Below are 21,385 nucleotides of genomic sequence, written 5' to 3'. Positions count from 1 at the left end.
ACGTTCCCCGCATGCGGAAGATACTCGTCGTCGGAGCCGGCCAGTCCGGTCTCCAGCTCGCCCTCGGCCTCCAGTCGCACGGGTACGAGGTCACCCTGATGTCGAACCGGACGGCGGACGAGATCCGCTCCGGCCGGGTCATGTCGACGCAGTGCATGTTCCACACGGCCCTGCAGCACGAGCGCGACCTCCAGCTGAACTTCTGGGAGTCCCAGGCCCCGAAGATCGCCGGGCTCGGCGTCTCGGTCGCGGCGCCCGGCTCGCACGACCCGGGCCCGACCCAGCGCGCGATCGACTGGGTGGGCCGGCTGGACGGGTTCGCCCAGTCCGTGGACCAGCGGGTGAAGATGGCCGGCTGGATGGAGATCTTCGCCCAGCGCGGCGGTCAGCTCGTCATCCACGGCGCGGCCGTCTCCGACCTCGACTACTTCTCCCGCGCCTACGACCTCGTCCTGGTCTCGGCGGGCAAGGGCGAACTGGTGTCGATGTTCGCCCGGGACCCCGAGCGCTCCCCCTACGCCGAGCCGCAGCGCGCCCTCGCCGTCTCCTACGTCCACGGCATGGGCCCCCGCCCCGAGCACCCGGACATGGAAGCGGTCCGCTGCAACCTGGTCCCCGGCGTCGGCGAGCTGTTCGTCATGCCGACGTTCACCCTCTCGGGGCGCGCCGACATCCTCTTCTGGGAGGGCGTACCCGGCGGCCCGCTCGACGTGTTCAACGGCGTCAAGGACCCCGCGGAGCACCTCTCCCTGACCCTCGAACTCATGGAGAAGTTCACGCCCTGGGAGTACGCGCGGGCGACGAAGGTCGAGCTCACGGACGCGGGCGGCACGCTGTCCGGCCGCTACGCGCCCACCGTCCGCAACCCGATCGGCCGGCTCCCCGGCGGCGGCCTGGTCCTCGGCGTCGCGGACGTCGTCGTCGCCAACGACCCGATCACCGGCCAGGGCTCCAATTCCGCGTCCAAGTGCGCGGCGGCCTACCTCGCGTCGATCCTCGAGCACGGCGAGAAGGAGTTCGACGAGGAGTGGATGCGGGCCACCTTCGACCGGTACTGGGACACCGCCCAGCACGTCACCAAGTGGACCAACGCCATGCTGGCCCCGCCGCCGGAGCACATCGTGAACCTGCTGGGCGCCGCCGGCCAGCTTCCCCCGGTGGCTGATCGTTTCGCCAACGCCTTCAACGACCCGGCCGACTTCGAGAACTTCTTCTACGAGCCGGAGAAGACCGCGGCCTATCTGGCCGAGGTCTCCGGGGCGTAGGGCCTGGCCGGCGCGAGCCGCCCGGCGGGCCTAGAGGCTCGTGGGCGGCTGGTCGGGGCGGACCGCGCCGAGGATCGGATGGGACGCGATCGGGGAGACCTTGACCTTCTCCCCGGTGCGAGGGGCCTGCACGACCATGCCGCTTCCGAGGTACATCGCCACGTGCGTGGCCTCGGGGAAGTAGATCACCAGGTCGCCGGGGCGCAGCTCCTCGAGCGGGACTCTCGGCAGCCGCGCCCACTGCTCCTGGCTGGTGCGCGGGATCGGCGTGCCGGCCTCGCCCCAGGCCTGTGACGTCAGGCCCGAGCAGTCGTAGGACGCGGGACCCTCGGCGCCCCACTCGTACGGCTTCCCTAGCTGCCGTACGGCGTACCGTACGGCCTTCTCACCCTCCTCCGACGGCTTGTGGTCGTCGCCGAGCGTGCCGGACGCCATGAGCTCGTCCTGCGCCCGGGCGACCCCGTCCTTCTCCAGTTCGGTGATCGCGGCGAGCTGTGCGGCGGTGAGGGAGGCGAGGAGTCTCTCCACGTCGTCGAGGCGCCGCCGGACGGCGTCGCGTTCCTTCTTCTTCCGCTCGGTGAGGGTGAGCTGGGCGTCCAGGGCGGCGCGGGCCCTGCGGGCCAGGTCGCCGGCCCTGCGTTCGCTGCCCTCCAGGCGCCCCACCGTCTCGGCCCGCTCGCGCGCCAACTGGCCGATCACATGGTTCTGGTCGAGGGCGTGCTGCGGATCGCGGGCGAGCAGCAGCCGTACGTAGGGGGAGATGTCGGTGGTGTTCTGGTACTGCTGGCGGGCCAGCCGGCCGGCCGCGCCCCGGCTCTCGTGCAGGGTCAGCCGGGCCTGGGCCAGTTCGGCGTCCAGCCGGTCGGTCTCGGCCCGCCGTTTCCTGAGCGCCTCCTCGGTGGCGTTGTAGGCCTCGGTGGCCTTCTCGGCCTCCCGGTACAGCCGCTGAAGTTCCGTCAGCAGCTCGCCCACGGCCCGCTCGCCGGACGGCGCCGGGCTCACCGGCGCGGGAACCGCCCGTTCGCCGGGCGCGGGCGGCTCCGGTACGGCGACGGCGGCGCCGCCGGCCAGGACGGCCTGCGCGGCCAGGGCCGCCGTCGAGACCGCACAGGCCAGGCGCAGCAGCCTTCCTGACACGTCATCACCTCCGCTGCGGGGGAGGCACCCGGGTGGCCCCTCCGCCCCGCAGGGCGAGCATGGGACGCGCCGGTGGGGGCCGCGCGGCGAGCTGGTCGGTTCGGCGCAACGGGGTCACCCGTCGGCGTCGTCCCGGCGGGTGTCCGGCGTGGCGGTTTCCGGTTTCGACCAGGGCCACTTCAGTCGGCCGCCCGCGTCGCCCTGCGGGTCGTACGCGTACTTCCACCCCTGCTGCAGCCCCAGCCTTCTGCTGTGTCCGAGCGGCACCCGCCGGTAGACCAGGACGGTCGGCGGGCCGCCCGCCGCGTCGGGGACGGGGATGCGGTACGTCTTCGGCGGGTGCCCGGTCATGCCCAGCAGGACGGGCAGCACCCGGCCGTCCATGGGGCCGCCCTCGAAGGGGGTGTCTTGACTCTTCACGGCACCAGTGTCGATCAGGTCTCCGCGGCCAGCGCGCCCCGGACCAGTTCCGCGGTCTGCGGGTCGCGTCCCGCGGTCACCGTGAGGAGCGCGACGAACTGCTCGACCAGCCAGTCCCGCAGCTCCTCGGCGGGCGGATCCTTGTCCTCGTCCAGCCAGATGAGGGAGGCCGCCTCGACCGCGGTGATCCACATCCGGACGGTCATCCGGAGCCGAGGACCGGGGTCGTCGACCCCGAGGTGGCTGTAGATGTGCTCGGCGGCGGACCGCCGTACGCCGTCCACGATCGCCGTCGTACGGGAGGTCTCCGCCACGCTGCCGCCCTGGAGCAGGGCGCTGAAGCCGGCGTCGTGGCGGCCGACGAAGCCGAGGTAGCGGTCCAGGGCGCGGGCCAGCCGGGGAAGGAGGGAGCCGTCGTGGGGTTCGTCGAAACAGTGCCGCAGCTCCTCGGCGGCGGAGCGCAGCGCGGCCTCGTACAACTGCTGCTTCCCGCCGGGGAAGTACCGGTACACCAGCGGCCGGGACACTCCGGCGGCCTCCGCCACGTCGTCCAGCGAGACGTCCTCGGGGAGCCGGTGCGCGAAGAGCGACAGCGCGGCGTCGAGGAGCTGACTGCGCCGCTCCTCGACACTGAGGCGACGGTAGGCGGGGGCGGCGGGCGTCATGAGTGCAGCGTAATCGCCGCAGGCCGCGAGACGCCGCCCGTCCGCCGGTCCCCCGCGCGGCGAGCGGGCCCGCGGAGTCGCGAAGCCGCGGATTCGTTGTACGCGCGCGGCAGCGTCGTGGCCGGGCCCGCAGTTCCCCGCGCGGCTCGGGGGTGGCGTGGTGGCTCGCGCTGTGTGCTGGTCTGCGGTGCGGTGGGGTTGTCGTCGGGCGGCGGGGGTGTTGTGGCGGGGCGTGCAGTTCTCCGCGCGGCTCGGGGGTGGCGTGGTGGCTCGCGCTGTGTGCTGGTCTGCGGTGCGGTGGGGTTGTCGTCGGGCGGCGGGGGTGTCGTGGCGGGGCGTGCAGTTCCCCGCGCCCGTTCGGGGCGGAATGGGTGCCCGCGCTGGCGGCGGGGCCGCGGGGTGCGGTGTCCCGCGTTCCCCGTAGCCGCGGGCCGTCGTGTCGCCGGGGCGGTGGGGGAGGGCGGGCGCGGCGGTGCCCCGCCGGGGCGGGCGGGCGGACCCGCCCCCGCCCGGCCGGCCCCTACGCCGGCAGCCCCTACGCCAGCAGCCCCGACGACTTCCACAGCCGTCGGCCGACACCCCGCAGCACGCCGATGTCGTCCAGGAAGTCCGTCAGCCGCTTCGACCCGCTCTGCATGACCTCCCGGCGATGCCCGCTGGCCTTCACCTGCGCCAGCGCCTCCCGCTTGTCCAGCCCCACGTTCGTGTACACCTCGGGATTCACGAACGCCACCGAGAACACCCGGGCGAACTCCCCGGAGGTGACCCGCGTGAACTCCTGCGACCACCTCGGCGCGGTGACCATCTGCCGCCGCAGCTCCTCGCGCGCGTAGCGCACATGCCGCGCCTCCTCCACCACATGGATCCGCGTGACCCCCCGGACCAGCGGCTGGACCCGCTCGTCCGGGAAGGTCAGCCGCTGCATCCAGTCGAGCACCTCCTCGCCGAGCAGCGTCGCGGTGAAGGACCCGGGGGTGGTGGAGATCGTCTTGAACAGGCGCCCCAGGTTCTGGTGCGCCCGGCTCACCGGGTACCAGGGCGTCCCTCCGGCGGTGATCAGCCGGGCGAACATCTTCGAGTGCCGGCACTCGTCCTCGATCTCGGTGAGCGCGTACCGCACATGCGCGCTCGTCGCCGCCTTGTCGTAGATGTGCCGCACGAGCAGCTGCATCAGGATGATCTCGAACCAGATGCCCAGCGAGGCCAGCGCCGCCGCCTCGTGCCGGGACAGCAGCAGCCGCTGCTCCTCGCCCATCCGTTTCCACAGGGGTGTGTCGTACAGCGACACCAGCTCCGGCGGCCAGAACCACTTGCCCTCCTCGAAGGGCGTGTCCCAGTCCAGCTCCTTGTCGGGGTCGAAGGAGTGCTTGGCGGAGGACGCCAGCAGCCGCTCGGCCACCTGCTCCCGGTCCTTGAGCAAGCCCAGCGCGTCCCGCAGTCCGTCCAGCGCGTCGGCTTCCGTGAGGGTCGTCATGGCTCTTATGAGACTGCTTGTCAGCAAGGCCGTCAATCCCCCGGGCGTGACTTCTCCCGCCACTTGTTGACCCGCTGTCCACCCCGTGTGAGCCTGCGGGGCATGTCCACACATGACCTGTACGCCCTGGATCCGGGTGGCCGGCACTGGCAGGTACCGGCGACCGGCGCCGCCCGCTTCACCTGGGAGTACGACGACGGGCGCGACCGTCTCCTGGCCCTCTACCAGAAGGGCAAGGACAAGCAGTGGGACGGGCTGACGCGCATCGACTGGGACCTGGAGGTCGACCCGTACGACCCCCTCGGCACCCCCGACGAGGCCATGTCCCTGTACGGCACACGGCACTGGGCGAAGCTCACCGACAAGGACAAGGGCGAGCTGCGCCGGCACTACGCCTCGTGGCAGTTCAGCCAGTTCCTGCACGGCGAGCAGGGCGCGATGATCTGCGCCGCCCGGATCGTCGAGTCCGTGCCCGACCTGGACGCGAAGTTCTACTCGGCGACCCAGACCATGGACGAGGCCCGCCACGCCGAGATCTACGGCCGCTTCCTGCACGACAAGATCGGGCTGCTCTACCCGATCAACGACAACCTCCGCTCCCTGCTCGACGACACCCTGAGCGACAGCCGCTGGGACATGCCGTACCTCGGGATGCAGGTGCTCATCGAGGGCCTGGCCCTCGCCGCCTTCGGCATGATCAGGGACACCACCGACAAGCCCCTGCCGAAGCAGATCCTGGCCTACGTCATGCAGGACGAGGCCCGGCACGTGGCCTTCGGCCGCATGGCGCTGCGGGACTACTACCGGCAGCTCACCGACGCCGAACTGCGCGAGCGCGAGGAGTTCGTCATCGAGGGCTGCTACCTGATGCGCGACCGGCTGCGCGGCACCGAGGTCCTGGAGAACTTCGGCATCCCCAGGGCGGAGGCACAGGAGTACAGCGAACGCTCCGAGTTCCTCGCCCTCTTCCGCCGGCTGCTCTTCTCCCGGATCGTCCCCTGTGTCAAGGACATCGGCCTGTGGGGCCGTCGGCTCCAGGAGGCATATGTCGACATGGGCGTCTTCGAGATGGGGGACGCCAACCTCGACCTCCTCATGACGCAGGACGAGGAGATCGCGGAGCGGCTGGACGCCGAACGGTTCGCGGCGGAGGAGCGGGAGAGGGTCGCGGAGGTGGCGGCGGCCGTCGAGGCGGGGGCCACCGGGGACTGAGGCCGTCACCCCCATGGAGTAGCGTGCTGACGTGTCCACGCCTCCACCGCCGCAGAACCCCTACGGCCCGCCGGTCCCCCCGGGACCCCACGACGGCCCCCAGAACCCGTATGGCCAGCAGCCCGCGCAGCCCCCGCAGGGCCCGTACGCCGCCGGCCCCTACGGGCAGCCCGGGCCCCAGCCCCCGCAGCCGTACGGCCCGCCGCCCGGTCAGCAGCCGTACGGCGCCCCGTACCCTCCGCCGCCCTACGGGTGGGCCCCGCCGCCGAGGAAGAGCCGGACCGGGCTGATCCTCGGCATCGTGGGCGGTGTCGTCGGGCTGGCCGTGCTGGGCGTGGTGGGGCTCGTGCTGATCGGCGTGTCGGTCGAGAACGGCTTCCCCGACGCCGAGTACCGGCTGAACCTGCCCAAGACCCTCCTCGACGGCCGCTACGAGCTCACCCAGGACCTCTCCGACACCGAGGGGCAGGAGATCGAGAACGCCATGGACGGCGCCTGGGACGCCAAGGTCACCGACTCCGCGGTCGGGGAGTACGGCCGGGGAGGCGACGACACCCAGGGCGCGCTGCTCGTGTCGGGCATGTACGGCCGGTTCCAGGACACGGACGACAACCGCGACGAGATGCTGAAGGGCGTCGGCGAGGCCGACGGCCTCACGGTGGTCGGCACGCCGAAGGACTTCCGCCCCGACGGTTCGGACACCACGGTCACCTGCGAGGTGGTCACCCAGACCGAGGCCGGTACGACCCTGACGTACCCGGTCTGCGCCTGGGCGGACGGCAACACGGCGGCCGTGGTCGCCGAGATCACCGAGGAGAACATCGCGCAGGACGCCTCCGACATCGACCTGGAGGCGGCCGCCGAGACCACCCTCAAGGTCCGCTCCGAGACCCGCGCGCCCCTCTAGGACTTCGGGCCGCTGGGCCGCCGGGCCCCGGCGGTCCGGTCCGGGGTCGGGGTCCGGTGTCCCGCGGGCCTGGGGACCGGTCTGCCGCTGGCCTGGTGCCTGGGGCCCGTGTCCCGGGTCCGGTGGGCCCGGTGGGTCCGGTGTCTCAGGGGCACGGCGGCCCTGAGGCCCGGGGCCGCTCAGACCGAGCAGCCCAGACCCTCGGGCACCGCGAAACTCACCGGTTCCGCGCCCTGCGCCGGGAACGAGGTGCGCAGGGTGAAGGCGTACGGCGTCGGACCGTTGGCCCGCAGATGCAGCAGCCGGGCCTCCGCCTCCGCGACCGTGGGGCGGTGGCCCGCCGGAACCCACCACAGGGTCGTCATCGCCTCCTGCACCCGCTCGAACCACTCACGCCGGCGGGAGAGCATCTCGCGGTGACGGCCCTGGTACATGTACGCGCTCAGGCTGTCGGTGTCCCGCCACACCGACATGTTGACGATGAGCCATTCGTCGCCGAAGACCTGGATTCCGGTCGCGTCGCCGTCGTCGTCCTGGAGGCGCCAGACGAAACCGGCGGCCGCGTCCGCGTCCGCGTTGACGGGATCGAGGGCGTCGACGAAGTCCTTCAACTCCGGCGAGTCCAGCGGGAACCTGAGACGGGCGAGGTTGACCTGGGCGAGTTCGTAGGCGGCGGTTTCCGGGGTCGCTTCAGCGGCGGCGTCAGTCATGAGCGAACCGTAGGACGGACCTGTCCGGTCCGGGAAGCCCCCGTCTCACGAACCGAGCACCGCCTCCATCACCGCCCGCGCGATCGGCGCCGCCATCCCGCCGCCGGTGATCTCCCCCCGGTCCGCCGACCCGTCCTCCACGACCACCGCCACCGCGACACGCGGCTCCATGTCCCGCTCGCCCTGCGCCCAGGACACGAACCAGGCGTACGGGATTCCGGCGTTGCCGATGCCGTGCTGCGCGGTGCCCGTCTTGCCGCCGACCCGCGCGCCCGGGATCGCCGCGTTCTTCCCGGTACCCTCGCGCACCACGTCCTCCATCAGCTCCCGCAGCCGTACGGCGGTCGCCGGGTACATCGCCTGCCGCACCGGACGCGGACCGGCCGTGGCCACCGTGGCCCCGCCCCGCCGCGTCGTCCGCTCCACCAGATACGGCTCGCGCACCTGGCCTCCGCCCGCCACCGCCGCCGCCACCATCGCCATCTGCAGGGGAGTCGCCCGGGTGTTGTACTGCCCGATCGACGACAGCGCCAGCTGCGCCTTGTCCAGCGAGGTGTCGAAGGTGCTGGTGGCGGCCGAGAACGGGATCCGCACGGCCGCGTCGTTGAAGCCGAACGCCTGAGCCGTGCGCGACATCCGCGCCAGCCCCACGTCCACACCCAGCTTCGCGAACACCGTGTTGCACGACCACATGAACGCCTCCCGCAGCGGAGCGTCCTCGCAGCCGTCGCCCTCGTTCGTCAGGCTCGTCGTCGTCCCCGGCAGCCGGTACGGCACGGGGGAGTCGGTCGCCTCGTCCAGGTCCGTGACCACGCCCGCGTCCAGCGCCGCCGCCGCGGTCACCACCTTGAACGTCGACCCCGGCGGATACGTCTGCCGCACCGCCCGGTTCAGCATCGGCTTGTCGGGATCGCCGTTCAGCCGTGCCCAGGCGCGCTCGGCCCCGGCGTCGTTCCCGGACAGCTCCGAGGGGTCGTACGACGGACTCGACACCAGCGCGAGCACCCGCCCCGTCGCCGGGTCCACCGCTGCCACGGCGCCCTTGCGGCCGTCCAGCCCCTCGTACGCGGCCTGCTGGGCACGGCGGTCGAGGGTGGTGACGACGTTCCCGCCGGGCGGGCGGCCGCGCGTCACGTCGTTCCACAGGGGGAACGGCGACAGCATCGGGTCCACCCCGGACAGGACGCCGTCCTCGGCGTGCTCCAGGAACGTCGTCCCGTACTGCTGCGAGGCGAAGCCGGTCACCGGCGCGTACAACGGCCCGTCGCGGTACGTGCGTTCGTAGCGCAACTGCTCGCCCGTGTCCCGGGAGCCGGTGACCGGCGTGCCGGCGACCAGGATGTCGCCGCGCGGCTGGCCGTAACGGGCGATGGGCCCGCGGCGGTTGGCCGGGTTGTCGTCGTAGGCGGCGGACTGGACCACCTGGACGCGCAGGGCGTTGGCCAGGAGCGCGAGCAGGAGCAGGGCGCAGAAGGCGGCGGCGTGCCGGATGTGCCGGCTCACCGCGTCTCCTCACTGATCACGGTGCCGCCTTTCCGTCGTACTGCCGCCGCGCCGAGTCGCTCACCCGGATCAGCAGCGCCACGATCGCCCAGTTGGTGACCACCGACGAGCCGCCCTGCGCCAGGAACGGCATCGCCATGCCGGTCAGCGGGATCAGCCCGGTCACCCCGCCCGCGATCACGAACACCTGCAGCGCCACGATCGAGGCGAGACCGATGGCCAGGAGCCGCCCGAAGGGGTCGCGCAGGGCCAGTCCGGCCCGGTAGCCGCGCTGCACCAGCAGGCCGTAGAGGAGGAAGAGAGCCGACAGACCCGCAAGGCCCAGCTCCTCGCCCGCCGTCGCCAGGATGAAGTCCGACTTCGCGGCGAAGCCGATGAGGACGGAGTGGCCGAGACCCAGCCCGGTGCCGAGCACGCCCCCCGCGGCGAACGAGAAGAGGGACTGGGCCAGTTGGTTGGGCCCCAGGCCTGCCTCGATCGACGCGAACGGATGCAGCCAGTCCTCGATCCTGCTGTGGACGTGCGGCTCCAGCCGGCCGACGGCCACCGCGCCGACCGCCGCGAGCAGCAGCCCCACCGCGATCCAGCCGGTGCGGCCGGTGGCCACGTACAGCATGATCACGAAGAGGCCGAAGAAGAGGAGGGACGTGCCGAGGTCCCGCTCCAGGACCAGCACGCCCACGCTCAGCAGCCAGATCGCGACGATCGGACCGAGCACCCGGCCGGTCGGCAGCTGCATGAACCAGATCTTGCGGCCCGCGAACGCCAGCGCCGTGCGGTTGGCCGCCAGATACGCGGCGAAGAACACGGCGAGCAGCACCTTCGCGAACTCGCCCGGCTGGATGGAGAACCCGGCGATCCGGATCCAGATCCGGGCGCCGTTCACGGCCGGGAAGAAGATCGGGAGCGTCAGCAGGGCGAGCGCGGCGACAACGCTGACGTACGCGTACCGCTGGAGCACGCGATGGTCGCGCAGGGCGGCCACCACCACGATGAACAGACCGATGCCGAGGGTCGACCACACCAGCTGCGTGGGCGCCGCCCGGTCGCCCGGCGTCTCCAGGTCCAGCCGGTAGATCAGCACCAGTCCGATGCCGTTGAGCAGCACGCCGATCGGGAGCGGAAGCGGGTCGGCGTAGGGGGCGCGCAGGCGCACGGCGAGGTGCGCCAGCAGGGCGAGCACGCCCAGCCCGGCGCCGTAACCGGCTGCGCCGGGCGGCAGGGTGCCCTGCCGGGCGATGCCGACCGCGCAGTAGCCGTACACCGACAGCAGGACGGCCACGACGATGAGGGCGAGTTCGATGCCGCGGCGCCGGGGGAGGCGTACGGCGGGGGCGGGTACGTCGGCCGCGGCGATCGCGGTCGCGGCTCCGACTCCGGCTCTCGTCATGTCCGGAACCTACCCAAATAGGGCTCCTTGTGAAGCCTTGGATGTTTTCTCGTGTCAGCACCAGCGCGGCGCCTCGCCGATGTTGTCGATGTAGCGCGCCGCGCCCCAGGCCCAGGTGCCGTCCGTGAGGAGGTACCAGAGGGGGTTGCCCTGGACGTTCTGGCCGGGGGTCTTGCAGAAGATCGAGACGATCTGGCCCCGGTGGACGGAACGGATCACCTGGCTGGCCCGGGTGGGCTTGCTGCGCAGGAGGAGCCGGTTCGCGGTGACGCGGCCGCGGTACAGGCGCTGGTTGCCGGTGTGGCCGCCCTGGTTCCACTGGTTGCCGCCGCCGTCACCGCCCTGGGCGTTGCCCTGGTTCCCCTGGTTGCCGTCGCCGCCCTGGCCGCCGTCCTGGCTCCACTGGCCGGCGTTGCCGTTGCCGCCCTGGCCGCCGTCGCCGCCCTGCCCTCCCTGGTCCCAGCTGCCGGAGCCGGTGCTGCTGCTGCCGCTGCCGCCGCCGTTCCAGTCGTCGTCGGCGGTGGCGGGGGTGACGGCGGCCGCGGTGACCAGTGCGCCGACGGCGGTCGCCAGGGCGAGGCGGGTGAGGGCTGAGCGGCGCAGGGACATGGCGATACCTCCACGGCGAGGGTGAAGCTGACTTATCGCCACATTAGGAGTGGTTCGTGCGCGCCGCCCGTCACGCTGCGCCATCGGGGAGACCGGCTCCGCCGGGCGGCGTCTGAGGGAGCGTCAGCGTGGCCACCGCCCCGCCCTCCGGCGCGTTGGCGAAGGCCAGCACCGCCCCCAGGACCTCCGCCTGGCCGACCGCGATGGTCAGCCCCAGCCCGTGCCCCTTCGAGCCGCCCTCCGTACGGAAGCGCTGCGGCCCGTGCGCGACGAGGTACTCCGGATAGCCGTCCCCGTGATCCCGCACCGTGACCACCGGCCCGTCCACCGTGAGGACGACGGGTGGCCGCCCGTGCCGGTGCGCGTTGGCGACCAGGTTGCCCAGCACCCGTTCGAGGCGCCGTCGGTCCGTCCACACCCGCGCGTCCCGTACGACCGTGATCTCCGTGTCGGTCCCCGACGCCCGCACGACCCGCCCGGCGAGCGCGCCCAGTTCCTCGGCGTCGAGCTCCAGCCGCTCGCGCCCGGTGTCGAGGCGGGAGATCTCCAGCAGGTCCTCGGTGAGCGTGCGCAGCGCGGCCACCCGGTCGCGCACCAGCTCCGTGGGCCGGCCCGGCGGCAGCAGCTCGGCCGCCGCGTGCAGCCCGGTCAGCGGGGTGCGCAGCTCGTGCGCCACGTCGGCGGTGAAGCGCTGCTCGCTCAGCAGTTTGCCCTGGAGGGTGGCCGCCATCGTGTCGAGTGCGGCGGCCACGGCGGCCACCTCGTCCTGCGGCCGGCCCGGCTCCTTCGTGCGGGGATCGCCGACCCGTGCGTCCAGATCGCCGGCGCTGATCCGCCGGGCCACCTGCGCTGTGGTGTGCAGCCGCCGGGTCACCCGGGTCACCGCGAACGCGCCGACCAGCAGCGTCGCCCCGATCGCCAGCCCCGACGACCACAGGATCGCGGAGTCGAGCCCCTCGATGGTGCGGGCGCTCTGCGCGTAGTCGACCCGGACGGCGAGAGCCCGCCCGCCGTCGGCGGGACCGGCCGCCCACATCGTGGGGCGCCCCTGGAGGTCGGCGACCACGGTGCCGCGCTCCCCGGCCAGCGCCAGCGCGCGCAGCGAGGCGGGCAGTCCCGGTGGGTCGACGCCCGCGCCCCAGCCGAGGGTGTCCCCGGCCTCGAAGGCCGCCGTCGCGTCCTCCAGCCGGGACAACGCCAGCTCACGGGCCTGACCGACGGTCTGGTTCGTCACCGACACGTGCACGAGGACGCCGAGCAGGGCGGCCAGCGCGCAGCACATCACCGTGATGAACGCGGCGGCCTTCACGGCGAGCGTGCCGGCCCACCGGGGGAGCGCGCGCCTCATCGGCCGCTCGCGGAGGAGGAAGGGGCGGGCCTGGAGGAAGGGGTGGGGCCCGGGGAGGCTCCGGGGGAGGTGCTGGGAGAGGCACCGGGGCTTCGCCTCGCGCTGCCGGTGCGCAGCATCTCGTCATGGGTCAGCAGCATCGCGTGCTGCTGCTGGTCCCAGGTCCACTGCAGGCGGTACTCGTAGCCGGCGACCTCCGAGGGGGAGCGGATGATCACCGACCGCCCGGCCAGCTCGACCCCGCTGACGGCGTCCTCGTAGGCCATGACCTGCACGAGCCGGTGTCCGCGGACGGTGTACACGCGCACGGCCGTGAGGTTGCCGGGCAGCTGCCGGAACCCGAGCGTCATGTCGTCGTGCCCGTCGCCGGTCAGATCGCGGTAGTAGGCCTTCAGGACGGGGCACCCGCGCCCCGCCGCCCCGCTCCTGCCGCAGCCGGCCATCCGCCGGGCGGTCTCCTCGTACGCCCCGGCGCCGTAGTCGCCCGGGTTCGCGGCGATCTCGGCGCGGACCACGGAGACCGGATCGACGTCGTGGACGTTCCCGCCGGGCACCGTGACGCCCTTCACCGCGGTGGTGTCCACCTCGCCGATCTCGAAGGCGGGGCTGGAGGCGGGGGTCAGATCCGGCCAGAGCCGGTCCGGGCTGACCGCGGTCGGTGTGGCGCCGGCCCCCTGCAGCCCGCCGGCGTCACCGCAGGCCGCGGTGGCCGAGGCCAGCAGGACGGCTGCGGCGACGGCGAGGGCGGTGCGGGTGGGGCGGCTGGATGGCACGGGACTCCTGAGGTGCATGGTGATGCGAGGCCCCGTACACCTTATTCATGGGGAAGTCCTATTTGCGTACCGGGTGAGGGCGGGTGGTGCGGGGTGACACGGACGGCGCGGGTGACGAGGAGGGAGCGGAAACGATTGTGCATGGTCATTCGGCCAGCTCCTCCAGCAGCCTGGCTGTCGGCAGCCCCGCCCGCAGGTACTCCACGAACAGCTCGTTGTGCAGGGCCCACGGCGAGCGCCGCGACCGTATCAGCCGGATCGCCTCGTCGGCCGTGTGCCCCTGGCGCATCAGCGCGTGGGCGACGACCAGCCCCGAGCGGTTGTATCCGCTGTAACAGCGGACGAGGACGCGCCGTCCGTCGTCCAGGGCCTCACCCGCGGCCTGCGCCAGCCGGATCACTCCCGCGAGCTGGGTGCCGTCCAGCGGACCGTCCGGAATCGGCCACACATGGTGGACGACGCCCGGGTCGGGCCCGTGCCCGGACCGGGCCGAGGTCAGGGTCTGCACGAGGTCGAACTCGTCCCGCACCACGGCGAGCGCGGGCTGCCCCGAGGGCGCCCGGTACTCGTGCCCTCCCATCCACAGCCCCGGCACGATCTCGTCCCACGGACGGTCCGGGGCCGGTACGTCGGGTTGCTTCCTGCGGGTCCGCAACGGCGCCTCCCCACGCGCGCTCCCTGAGCCCTATGACCTGCCCAACTCCTCTCCAAAGTAACCGCCTTCTTGCCCTCGCAGCACCCCGCCTGTTCCCATGGTCGTGGGGTGATGGTGCATGACCGGACTGCGCGTCGTACCGACCCGGCGGCACGGCCGGGAACGGCTCTACGTCTGTCTCACGGACGGCAGGAACATCGCCTGGTACGACCGTGAGGCAGCCAGGATCAACCTGCTCGCCGACGACCGCAGGGAGGACGTACTCGAGGCCCTGGGCCCCTTCCTCACCGGCTCGGTCACCGTCGGCCCGCCCCCGGTGCCGACCCCGGCGGAACTGGCCCGCCTCACCCTCCATCCGGACGACGACCTCGCCCCCAACCGTCCCGGCGAGGCCCTTCTGATCGCCCTGGACCGCGACCCCGGCCCCGCCCACCGCCTGCGGCCCGACCCGCGCCGCCACGCGCTGACCGCCGAACAGACGGTGGGCGCGGCCCTGGACCGCCTCGACGGCGCCGGCTGGCACACCCTCCACTCGCTCACCCTCCCCGGCGGCGACCGCGTCCACCACCTGGCCATCGGCCCCGGCGGTCTCTTCTCGATCCACACCCTCCACGCCCGCAAGCAGCGGGTACGGATCGCCGACCCCCTCGTCACCCTGGGCCGGCGCACCCCGGAACCGCTGCTCCGCCGCATCCGCGCCGACGCCGGCCGCGTCTCCCACGCCCTCACCGCCGAGGTCCGCCCCGTCCTGGCCCTCGTCGGCCCCACGGAGGTGACCTTCGCCACGGCACCCCGCGAGGTGCGCATCCTCACGGACTCCGAGATCGAGGGCTTCGCCCGCCTCGGGGGCGTCCTGAAACCGGCGGACGTGGAGGCCCTCCACGCGATGGCCCGCGACCGCAAAACCTGGAACCACCTCTGACCCACCCCGCTCGGACCCCTCTCGAGCCCGGCCGACGCACCCGGCCCGCCCGGCGCTTGAGGACGAGGCCGGTTCAGGGCCGAAGCGGGGTCTGGGGCGGCGGCTTTCGGTGGGGTGGCGGAGCGCTGTCTGGGTGGCAGCGGGGTCTGGGGCGGCGGCCTCCGGTGGGGTGGGGGTGGAGGTCTGCTGGGGTGTGGGGGCGGCAGCCCCAGTGGGGGGCGGGGGGCGCAGCCCCGCCGGGGCGGAGCGGGGCCTGGGGTCGGCAGCCCCCTCGGGGTGCGGGGGCGGAGCCCCGCCGGGGTCGAAGGGGCAGCGCCCCTGGGGACGGGACGGGACGGGAAGGGGCGGCGGGGGCGAGAAAACCCACCCACCCCCGCCCCCTCACGGCAGTGATCCCGCCCGCCCGGCATCGAAAAGCGGCGCCAGCAGATCCCCCCACTCCCGCACCCGCCCCACCACGTCCTCCGCCCGCAGCACCAACCGCTCCGCCACCCGGACCTCCACGACCTCCGCCACCTCCTCCCACCTCACCGGCGCCGACACGAACGGCTCCCCCCGGGCCCGCAGCGTGTACGGCGCCGCCGTCGTCTTCCGCGCCGCGTTCTGGCTCCAGTCCACGAACACCTTCCCGGGCCGGAGACTCCGCGTCATCCGGTGCAGCACCAGCTCGGGCATCGCCCGCTCCGCCTCCACGGCCAGCCGTTTGGCGTACTCGCTGACCTGTTCGGAGGACGCCCCCCGCACCGCCGCCAGCAGATGCAGCCCCTTGGACCCGGACGTCTTCGCGAACGCCTCGATCCCGTCCGCCGCCAGCCGCTCCCGCAGCCACAGCGCGACCTCGCAGCACTCCACCACACTGGCCGGCGCCCCCGGATCCAGGTCGAAGACCAGCCGGTCGGCCTGTTCGGGATCCTGGACCACCCACTGGGGCGTATGGAACTCGGTCACGAGATTCGCCGCCCACACCAGGCTCGCCAGATCCTGCACGACCACCATCCGGGCCGGCCCCTCCGACCGCGGAACCTCGGCGGTGGTGACCCACTCGGGCGTCCCCGGTGGCACGTTCTTGGCGAAGAACACCTGCCCGTCCGGCCCGTCCGGATAGCGCAGGAAGGACAGCGCCCGGTCGCGCAGATGGGGGAGCAGGGCGTCGGCGACCGTGACGTAGTAGTGCAGCATCTCGCCCTTGGTGAAGCCGGTGGCCGGATAGAGCACCTTCTCCAGATTGCTGAGCGCGAGCCTCCGCCCCTCCACCTCTGTGATCGGCGTCATACGATGAGAATCACATGAAACCGGCGCAAAACGCCCCCGCGCGCATGCCGGCCATGAAGGTTCAGCCGGCCATGAAGGTTCAGCCCGACAGGTCGGTTCAGTCCGACACGACGGTTCAGGAGGACGCTGCCCGTGCGATCCATTTGGAACGGCGCCATCTCCTTCGGCCTCGTCAGCATCCCGATCAAGCTGGTGAACGCCACCGAGAGCCACTCGATCTCCTTCCGCCAGATCCACACCGAGGACGGCGGCCGCATCCGCTACCGCAAGGTCTGCGAGCTGGAGGACCGCGAGGTGAGCTCCGCCGAGATCGGGAAGGGATACGAGGACGCGGACGGCACCATCATCCCGATCACCGACGAGGACCTGTCCCACCTGCCGATCCCGACCGCGAAGACGATCGAGATCGTCGCCTTCGTGCCGGGCGACCGCATCGACCCCCTCCAGATGGACGCCGCGTACTACCTCCAGGCGGGCGGCGCCCCCGCGGCGAAGCCGTACACCCTCCTGAGGGAGGCGCTGAAGCGCAGCAACAAGGTCGCCATCGCCAAGTACGCCCTCCGGGGCCGCGAACGCCTGGGCATGCTCCGCGTGGTCGGCGACGCGATCGCCATGCACGGCCTGCTCTGGCCGGACGAGGTCCGTGCCCCCGAGGGCGTCGCGCCCGACACCGACGTCACCGTCCGCGAGAAGGAACTCGACCTCGCGGACGCCCTGATGGACACCCTCGGCGAGGTCGACCTGGACGACCTGCACGACGAGTACCGCGAGGCCGTCGAGGAGGTCGTCGCCGCGAAGGCGGCCGGCGAGACACCCCCCGAGGCCCCCTCCACCCCCTCCGGCGGCAAGGTCCTGGACCTGATGGCGGCCCTGGAGAAGAGCGTGCGCGCGGCGAAGGAGTCGCGCGGCGAGGCGACGGAAGCCCCGGACGAGGCGGACGTCAGCTCCCTCCCGGAGCGCAAGACGGCGGGTGCGTCCCCCAAACAGACGGGCGGCAAGAAGTCGACGTCCACGGCGAAGAAGGCGACGGCGGCGTCCGGGTCCGCGAGGAAGTCGACGGCGAAGACGGCGAAGACCGCGAAATCGGCCCAGGCCGCGAAGAAGACGACGCAGTCGCAGTCCAGGAGCACGGCGGCGAAGAAGACCACCACGAAGAAGACCGCCGCGAAGAAGACCGCCGCGAAGAAGACGACGGCCCGCAAACGCACGGCCTGACCCCGGGGGCCACCCGAGCGGCGGCGGACGCCGCAACCGCGCTGAACCCCATGCCCCAAGACCCCGCAGCCCCCGGCTCCTCCCTCCCCTCAGCCCCCGGCTCTCCCCTCACGCAGCCCCTCTCCGCCCTCCCCGCAGCCCCCTCCTTCCCCTCTACGGCTCCCTGCCCCCCTCAAGCGGCCTCCTCCAAGACCCCCTGCACTCCCGCCACCCCACCCCCGTCCCTCCGCCGCGGAAACATCACCAGCCCCGTCCCCAGCGCCAGCCCCACCGCGGCGGCGAGCGGGAAGCGGCCTCCGTACGCGAAGCCGTGCCCGGCGAAGTAGGCCAACGCCCACACGCTCACCCCGATCCCGCCCCACATCCGCCAGGCCGCCGCTCCCCGGAGCCCGGCTTCGGGCCGAACCCTTGCGCCGAGCGCCGCAAGCCCCCGCTCCAGCGGCCGCAGCGCGGCCACGACGCACCCCAGAACGCCCCCGAGCACCAGCAGCCACGGCACCCGCAACCCCCACCACCCCGGCGAGCCGTACTCGGGCTGGGGCGCGAGGCCGGTCAGATAGAAGGCGGCGGCGACCACCAGCACCGGCAGCATGTGCCACAGATAGAGCGTCATGCTCGCGGCCCCCAGCCCCCGCACCCACCGCCACACCGCCGCGCCCTCCAGCAGCCGCCGCACACCCGGCGCGACGAGCAGACACACCCCGACCTGCGCCACCGCCCACGCCAGCATGGCCACCGACGGCGGATCGGTATTGCTCGGGTCCTGCCCGGTCACCAGGATCAGACTCACGGGAAAGGGCCCGAGCCCGACAAGCAGCGCGAACCCGGCCCCGCCCCCCACCGCCATGGCGCCGGCCACCCGCCGCCCGCCCCGCACGCCGCTCCCGCCCCTGACGCCCTCCACGCCACTCCCGTCCCCCACGCCACTCCCGCCCAGCAGCCCGTCCCGCCAGCAGAACCCGAGCTGGTAGACCACGCCCCACACCAGCAGGTAGTTCAGCGCCCCCAGAGTCCCGACGGCCCCCGCATACCGCCCGTCACCGCCCCCGACCAGGGCCGCACCCACCCCGAGACCCACCACCCCCATCGCCAAGGGAACCCGCAGCCCCCACCGCCGATGCAGCGTGTGCAGCGCCGGAGTCAGGGCACTGAGCAGCAGGTACACCGGCAGGAACCAGAACTGCATCGCCATCGCCCACCCCACCAGCGCGAGCGTGCCCGGATCCACCCCGGCCGCCGAGCAGACGCCGACCGCCGACAGTACGAGACAGCAGTACGCGGCCACGGGCAGCAGCAACCGCACCGCCCGCTGCCCCACCCACCCCGCACTCGTCCCACCGCCGGCCCGCGCCCGCACCCAGGAGCCGCCCGCCGCATGCCCTCCGGCGAGGAAGAACAGCGGCATGATCTGGAAGCCCAGCGTCAGCCACTGCGTCCAGGGCGCGGCCGCCAGCAGCTCCGGCGCCGTGATCCGCCCGTCCGGGTGCCGGACCAGTCCCGTGATCAGCCAGTGCCCCAGCACGACCAGCAGGATGGCCCACGCCCGCAGAAAATCGACGTACCGGTCCCGATCGCTGCCCATGCCCACATGCTCCCGTCCCGCCAACTCCCCGACACCGCAGAACTCTTGTCGCAACCAACCCGTGCCCGGCCCGACACCACCGCGTCGCCTCCCCACACCACCGCGCCGGCCTCCCCGGCGCTATGCGTCGCGCGCCGCGCCCCGGGACCGCACGAAGCGCAGGACGGCCATCGGTTCACCGGGTTCCGGAGGCCGGGTCCAGGACCGGGTGGTGAGGGTGTACGCCCGCCCCCGGGTCAGGGTGAACCGGGGGAGCCCGACCCCGAACTCACCGGCGACGGCGTCCAGAAGCCCCGCCTCGCCCGTACCGCCACTCCCGAAAAAGCGGTCCGGATCGAGCGACTCGGGCACGTCTCCGCGCCGCTCGGCCGTCTCCGCGCCCCGCACGGTGAACGCGTACCGCTCCTCGCCGCCCTGCGCGACGGAGAGATGAAACACCCCCGGCCGCCCCGGACGCGCCGCGGGCGAACTCCACACCACCACCGCCCGACGCCCACCGCCTCCACCCGGAACGGCGCCCCCGCCCCCGGCAGCGGCTGACCCCTCGTCAGGGGCGCCCCCGGAAGCGACCACAGCCGGCGACACGAACCGCTGCGCGTCGAACGGCTGCGGCCGCCCGTCGAACACGAAGCTCCAGCCCTCCCCGGCCAGACCGACCACCGCTGCGACCGCCCGATCCTCCCAGTAGGCGGCCTCAGTGGCCTCGGACGCCTCAGCGGCCCCCGAAGCCTCGGCGCGTCCCGGCCCGGCCCCGCGCCCCGCCCGGAAGAGCGCCTCGAACCGGCTCTGCGGCCCCCGCAGCCCGGACACACCCTCGGCCCCCAGGAGCTCGGGCAGCTCGTCCGGCCGAACGGCTTCGACGAGCACGAACCGGTAGCCCGCCCCCAGCTCGCCGTCGTCCGCGTCGGCCAGCCACGCCAGCCCCGGCGGATCGACGTCGGCCGCGGGCACGGGCACGTCCCCCGTCTCTCCGGCCCGCGGAGTGGCGAGCGACTCCCGCCCCCGCTCAGGGATGCCGCACACCTGACCGAGGAACGGATCGGCGAGCAGCCCCACCGGCGCCAGATGCTCCGGCCCCAGCGGCCGCCACCGCGGCAGCGCCGCCCGCAGAATGCGCCACGCCTCGTCCGTCCGCCCCCAGCGGGCCTGCTCCCGCGCCTCCTCCACGGCCCGCCCGAACGGCCCCTCGGCGGTGTACCGGTACGTACCGTCCCGCATCTGGCCCAGCAGTGACGCGCCCAGCTCCCGCACCGCCTCACCCGCACCCCGGAAGAGTCCGGTCCAGGCCTCGTCGTCCTTCCAGCTGTCGCGCACATGGTCGGCCGCGAGCACGGCCAGCAACTCGGGCGCGTACACCGGATCGAAGGCGAGCCGATCGAAGTCGGCCGAGTAGGCGTGGCCCGTCAGCCGCCGGATCTGGTCGTACAGCCCTCTCGCGCGTGGTCTGCCGTATGCCAGGGCCTCCTTCAGCACGGTCTCCGCCCGCTCGTACCGTCCTCGGAGCGCCGCCAGCCGGGCCTCCTCCACGGCGGCGTCCTGCTCCCGCGTCGTGTCGTTGACGAACGCGGTGCCCGAGCGGCCCGACTCCAGAGAGTGGAACTCCCGGTGCATCGCCTCCATGAACTCCCGGAAGGACCCGTACCGCTCGGGCGGAGCCGCACGCCAGCCCGCCCACACGTAGACGGCCCACTCGCCGGCCGCGTCGACGTCGTCGGGGCCCATCACCACATACGTCGCGTCCGACTCCACGTCCAGCCGCAGGGCCCGCTCCCACACCGCGGCGGCGAGCACCTCCTCCCGAGGGGAGTCCTCGTCCAACTCCTCCCGTAACGCCCGCCCGAGTCCGGCCACGTCCTCGGACCAACGGATCTCCCCGGTGCCGGCCAGCACGGACACGAACCCCCCGGCATGCCGCCACCCGTCGCTGACCTCGAGGAACGCCCGGTACGAAGGCGGCAGCCGGCACCCTAGCCGCTCCTCGACGGCGGCCATCCGCGCCCGGTCCGCCCCGGGTGACCCCAGCCACCGCTCCCGCAGCGCCTCCCGGTCCCGCTCCCCGGGCGACTGCTCCGGATCCCAGGCGCCGGCCCACTCCGCACTCCACCGCTCCAGAAAGTCACGCCACGCCATCTCGCCCACGCGAACTCCCCCCGCGTCGAACCCACCCGTTCCGACCATGCCCCCATGCTGACAGCCACCACTGACAACGCCCGGTGACCAGCGGCCGGACAACTCGCCGGACACGCGAGGCCCCCACCAACCGTCCGTCGCGACCGGCGCACACCACCTTGACGCGACCCATGTTACCGGTAACATCGACGCTCGT

The 21,385-nt window shown here is 73.1% G+C and carries 19 protein-coding genes; 5 read left to right on the top strand and 14 right to left on the bottom strand.

Features of this window, described 5'->3' with window-relative positions:
* Window positions 1-11: 11 nt before the first annotated feature.
* The gene (locus ACFY30_RS00695; RefSeq protein WP_390843033.1) at window positions 12-1,265 is read left to right on the top strand and encodes a styrene monooxygenase/indole monooxygenase family protein; all 1,254 of its coding nucleotides are present in this window, start codon (window positions 12-14) and stop codon (window positions 1,263-1,265) included.
* 30 nt (window positions 1,266-1,295) lie between these two features.
* On the opposite strand, the gene ACFY30_RS00690 is transcribed toward ACFY30_RS00695, so the two are convergent.
* The 4 genes from ACFY30_RS00690 to ACFY30_RS00675 form a co-directional block, all read right to left on the bottom strand.
* The gene (locus tag ACFY30_RS00690) at window positions 1,296-2,402 is read right to left on the bottom strand and encodes an NlpC/P60 family protein (protein ID WP_390843032.1); all 1,107 of its coding nucleotides are present in this window, start codon (window positions 2,400-2,402) and stop codon (window positions 1,296-1,298) included.
* Window positions 2,403-2,516: 114 nt separating this feature from the next.
* Window positions 2,517-2,822 carry a hypothetical protein gene (locus tag ACFY30_RS00685; protein WP_390843031.1) on the bottom strand — a complete coding sequence of 102 codons (306 nt, stop codon included), beginning with the start codon at window positions 2,820-2,822 and terminating at the stop codon, window positions 2,517-2,519.
* A gap of 14 nt (window positions 2,823-2,836) precedes the next feature.
* Window positions 2,837-3,487, bottom strand: a complete 651-nt coding sequence (locus ACFY30_RS00680; protein WP_390843030.1) for a TetR/AcrR family transcriptional regulator — start codon at window positions 3,485-3,487, stop codon at window positions 2,837-2,839.
* 535 nt (window positions 3,488-4,022) lie between these two features.
* Window positions 4,023-4,961, bottom strand: a complete 939-nt coding sequence (locus ACFY30_RS00675; RefSeq protein ID WP_390843029.1) for a diiron oxygenase — start codon at window positions 4,959-4,961, stop codon at window positions 4,023-4,025.
* A gap of 102 nt (window positions 4,962-5,063) precedes the next feature.
* Here ACFY30_RS00675 and ACFY30_RS00670 point away from each other — a divergent pair, with 102 nt between their 5' ends.
* Both ACFY30_RS00670 and ACFY30_RS00665 read left to right on the top strand, forming a co-directional pair.
* Entirely contained in the window at window positions 5,064-6,173 is a 1,110-nt protein-coding gene (locus ACFY30_RS00670; RefSeq protein ID WP_390843028.1) for a ferritin-like domain-containing protein, read from the top strand.
* 31 nt (window positions 6,174-6,204) lie between these two features.
* Window positions 6,205-7,080 (top strand): hypothetical protein, encoded by an 876-nt coding sequence (locus tag ACFY30_RS00665; protein WP_390843027.1) that lies wholly within the window; start codon window positions 6,205-6,207, stop codon window positions 7,078-7,080.
* Window positions 7,081-7,259: 179 nt separating this feature from the next.
* Here the strand turns inward: ACFY30_RS00665 and ACFY30_RS00660 are convergent, their stop codons facing one another.
* The 7 genes from ACFY30_RS00660 to ACFY30_RS00630 form a co-directional block, all read right to left on the bottom strand.
* Window positions 7,260-7,790, bottom strand: a complete 531-nt coding sequence (locus ACFY30_RS00660; RefSeq protein ID WP_390843026.1) for a DUF3291 domain-containing protein — start codon at window positions 7,788-7,790, stop codon at window positions 7,260-7,262.
* A 45-nt stretch (window positions 7,791-7,835) separates the two neighbouring features.
* Window positions 7,836-9,293 (bottom strand): penicillin-binding transpeptidase domain-containing protein, encoded by a 1,458-nt coding sequence (locus ACFY30_RS00655; protein ID WP_390843025.1) that lies wholly within the window; start codon window positions 9,291-9,293, stop codon window positions 7,836-7,838.
* Window positions 9,294-9,309: 16 nt separating this feature from the next.
* On the bottom strand, window positions 9,310-10,683 hold the full coding sequence (locus ACFY30_RS00650; protein ID WP_390843024.1) for an FtsW/RodA/SpoVE family cell cycle protein: 1,374 nt from the start codon (window positions 10,681-10,683) through the stop codon (window positions 9,310-9,312).
* 54 nt (window positions 10,684-10,737) lie between these two features.
* On the bottom strand, window positions 10,738-11,292 hold the full coding sequence (locus tag ACFY30_RS00645) for an SH3 domain-containing protein (protein ID WP_390843023.1): 555 nt from the start codon (window positions 11,290-11,292) through the stop codon (window positions 10,738-10,740).
* A 70-nt stretch (window positions 11,293-11,362) separates the two neighbouring features.
* Window positions 11,363-12,640, bottom strand: a complete 1,278-nt coding sequence (locus tag ACFY30_RS00640; RefSeq protein WP_390843022.1) for an ATP-binding protein — start codon at window positions 12,638-12,640, stop codon at window positions 11,363-11,365.
* Entirely contained in the window at window positions 12,637-13,431 is a 795-nt protein-coding gene (locus ACFY30_RS00635) for a hypothetical protein (RefSeq protein ID WP_390843021.1), read from the bottom strand. Before ACFY30_RS00635 ends, ACFY30_RS00640 begins: the two co-directional genes overlap by 4 nt.
* Window positions 13,432-13,558: 127 nt before the next feature.
* The gene (locus ACFY30_RS00630) at window positions 13,559-14,068 is read right to left on the bottom strand and encodes a dual specificity protein phosphatase family protein (RefSeq protein WP_390843020.1); all 510 of its coding nucleotides are present in this window, start codon (window positions 14,066-14,068) and stop codon (window positions 13,559-13,561) included.
* 118 nt (window positions 14,069-14,186) lie between these two features.
* On the opposite strand from ACFY30_RS00630, the gene ACFY30_RS00625 reads away from it, so the two are divergent.
* Window positions 14,187-14,990, top strand: a complete 804-nt coding sequence (locus tag ACFY30_RS00625) for a nuclease-related domain-containing protein (RefSeq protein WP_390843019.1) — start codon at window positions 14,187-14,189, stop codon at window positions 14,988-14,990.
* Between the two features lie 381 nt (window positions 14,991-15,371).
* Here ACFY30_RS00625 and ligD read toward each other — a convergent pair whose 3' ends face one another.
* Window positions 15,372-16,262 carry a non-homologous end-joining DNA ligase gene (ligD, locus tag ACFY30_RS00620; protein ID WP_390843018.1) on the bottom strand — a complete coding sequence of 297 codons (891 nt, stop codon included), beginning with the start codon at window positions 16,260-16,262 and terminating at the stop codon, window positions 15,372-15,374.
* 132 nt (window positions 16,263-16,394) lie between these two features.
* Between ligD and ACFY30_RS00615 the strand changes: the two genes are divergently transcribed.
* The gene (locus ACFY30_RS00615; RefSeq protein ID WP_390843017.1) at window positions 16,395-17,477 is read left to right on the top strand and encodes a Ku protein; all 1,083 of its coding nucleotides are present in this window, start codon (window positions 16,395-16,397) and stop codon (window positions 17,475-17,477) included.
* Between the two features lie 172 nt (window positions 17,478-17,649).
* On the opposite strand, the gene ACFY30_RS00610 is transcribed toward ACFY30_RS00615, so the two are convergent.
* Window positions 17,650-19,059, bottom strand: coding sequence for an acyltransferase (locus ACFY30_RS00610; protein WP_390843016.1), 1,410 nt, complete (start codon window positions 19,057-19,059; stop codon window positions 17,650-17,652).
* Between the two features lie 120 nt (window positions 19,060-19,179).
* On the bottom strand, window positions 19,180-21,189 hold the full coding sequence (locus ACFY30_RS00605) for an SMI1/KNR4 family protein (protein WP_390843666.1): 2,010 nt from the start codon (window positions 21,187-21,189) through the stop codon (window positions 19,180-19,182).
* Between the last annotated feature and the right edge of the window lie 196 nt (window positions 21,190-21,385).

Origin of the sequence: Streptomyces sp. NPDC000345 (genome assembly GCF_042898825.1) — a bacterium.
Classification (GTDB): Bacteria; Actinomycetota; Actinomycetes; order Streptomycetales; family Streptomycetaceae; genus Streptomyces.
The sequence above is the reverse complement of the archived record's forward strand: the minus strand, read 5'-3'. Positions and strand labels throughout refer to the sequence as shown.

What these genes read in the sequence shown, in the direction of transcription:
- ACFY30_RS00695 (WP_390843033.1), top strand. Translation starts at nt 12, where the DNA reads ATGCGGAAGATACTCGTCGTCGGAGCCGGCCAGTCCGGTCTCCAGCTC.
- ACFY30_RS00670 (WP_390843028.1), top strand. Translation starts at nt 5,064, where the DNA reads ATGTCCACACATGACCTGTACGCCCTGGATCCGGGTGGCCGGCACTGG.
- ligD (WP_390843018.1), bottom strand. Translation starts at nt 16,262, where the DNA reads ATGACGCCGATCACAGAGGTGGAGGGGCGGAGGCTCGCGCTCAGCAAT.
- ACFY30_RS00645 (WP_390843023.1), bottom strand. Translation starts at nt 11,292, where the DNA reads ATGTCCCTGCGCCGCTCAGCCCTCACCCGCCTCGCCCTGGCGACCGCC.
- ACFY30_RS00635 (WP_390843021.1), bottom strand. Translation starts at nt 13,431, where the DNA reads ATGCACCTCAGGAGTCCCGTGCCATCCAGCCGCCCCACCCGCACCGCC.
- ACFY30_RS00640 (WP_390843022.1), bottom strand. Translation starts at nt 12,640, where the DNA reads ATGAGGCGCGCGCTCCCCCGGTGGGCCGGCACGCTCGCCGTGAAGGCC.
- ACFY30_RS00610 (WP_390843016.1), bottom strand. Translation starts at nt 19,059, where the DNA reads ATGGGCAGCGATCGGGACCGGTACGTCGATTTTCTGCGGGCGTGGGCC.
- ACFY30_RS00650 (WP_390843024.1), bottom strand. Translation starts at nt 10,683, where the DNA reads ATGACGAGAGCCGGAGTCGGAGCCGCGACCGCGATCGCCGCGGCCGAC.
- ACFY30_RS00675 (WP_390843029.1), bottom strand. Translation starts at nt 4,961, where the DNA reads ATGACGACCCTCACGGAAGCCGACGCGCTGGACGGACTGCGGGACGCG.
- ACFY30_RS00680 (WP_390843030.1), bottom strand. Translation starts at nt 3,487, where the DNA reads ATGACGCCCGCCGCCCCCGCCTACCGTCGCCTCAGTGTCGAGGAGCGG.
- ACFY30_RS00605 (WP_390843666.1), bottom strand. Translation starts at nt 21,189, where the DNA reads ATGGCGTGGCGTGACTTTCTGGAGCGGTGGAGTGCGGAGTGGGCCGGC.
- ACFY30_RS00660 (WP_390843026.1), bottom strand. Translation starts at nt 7,790, where the DNA reads ATGACTGACGCCGCCGCTGAAGCGACCCCGGAAACCGCCGCCTACGAA.
- ACFY30_RS00625 (WP_390843019.1), top strand. Translation starts at nt 14,187, where the DNA reads ATGACCGGACTGCGCGTCGTACCGACCCGGCGGCACGGCCGGGAACGG.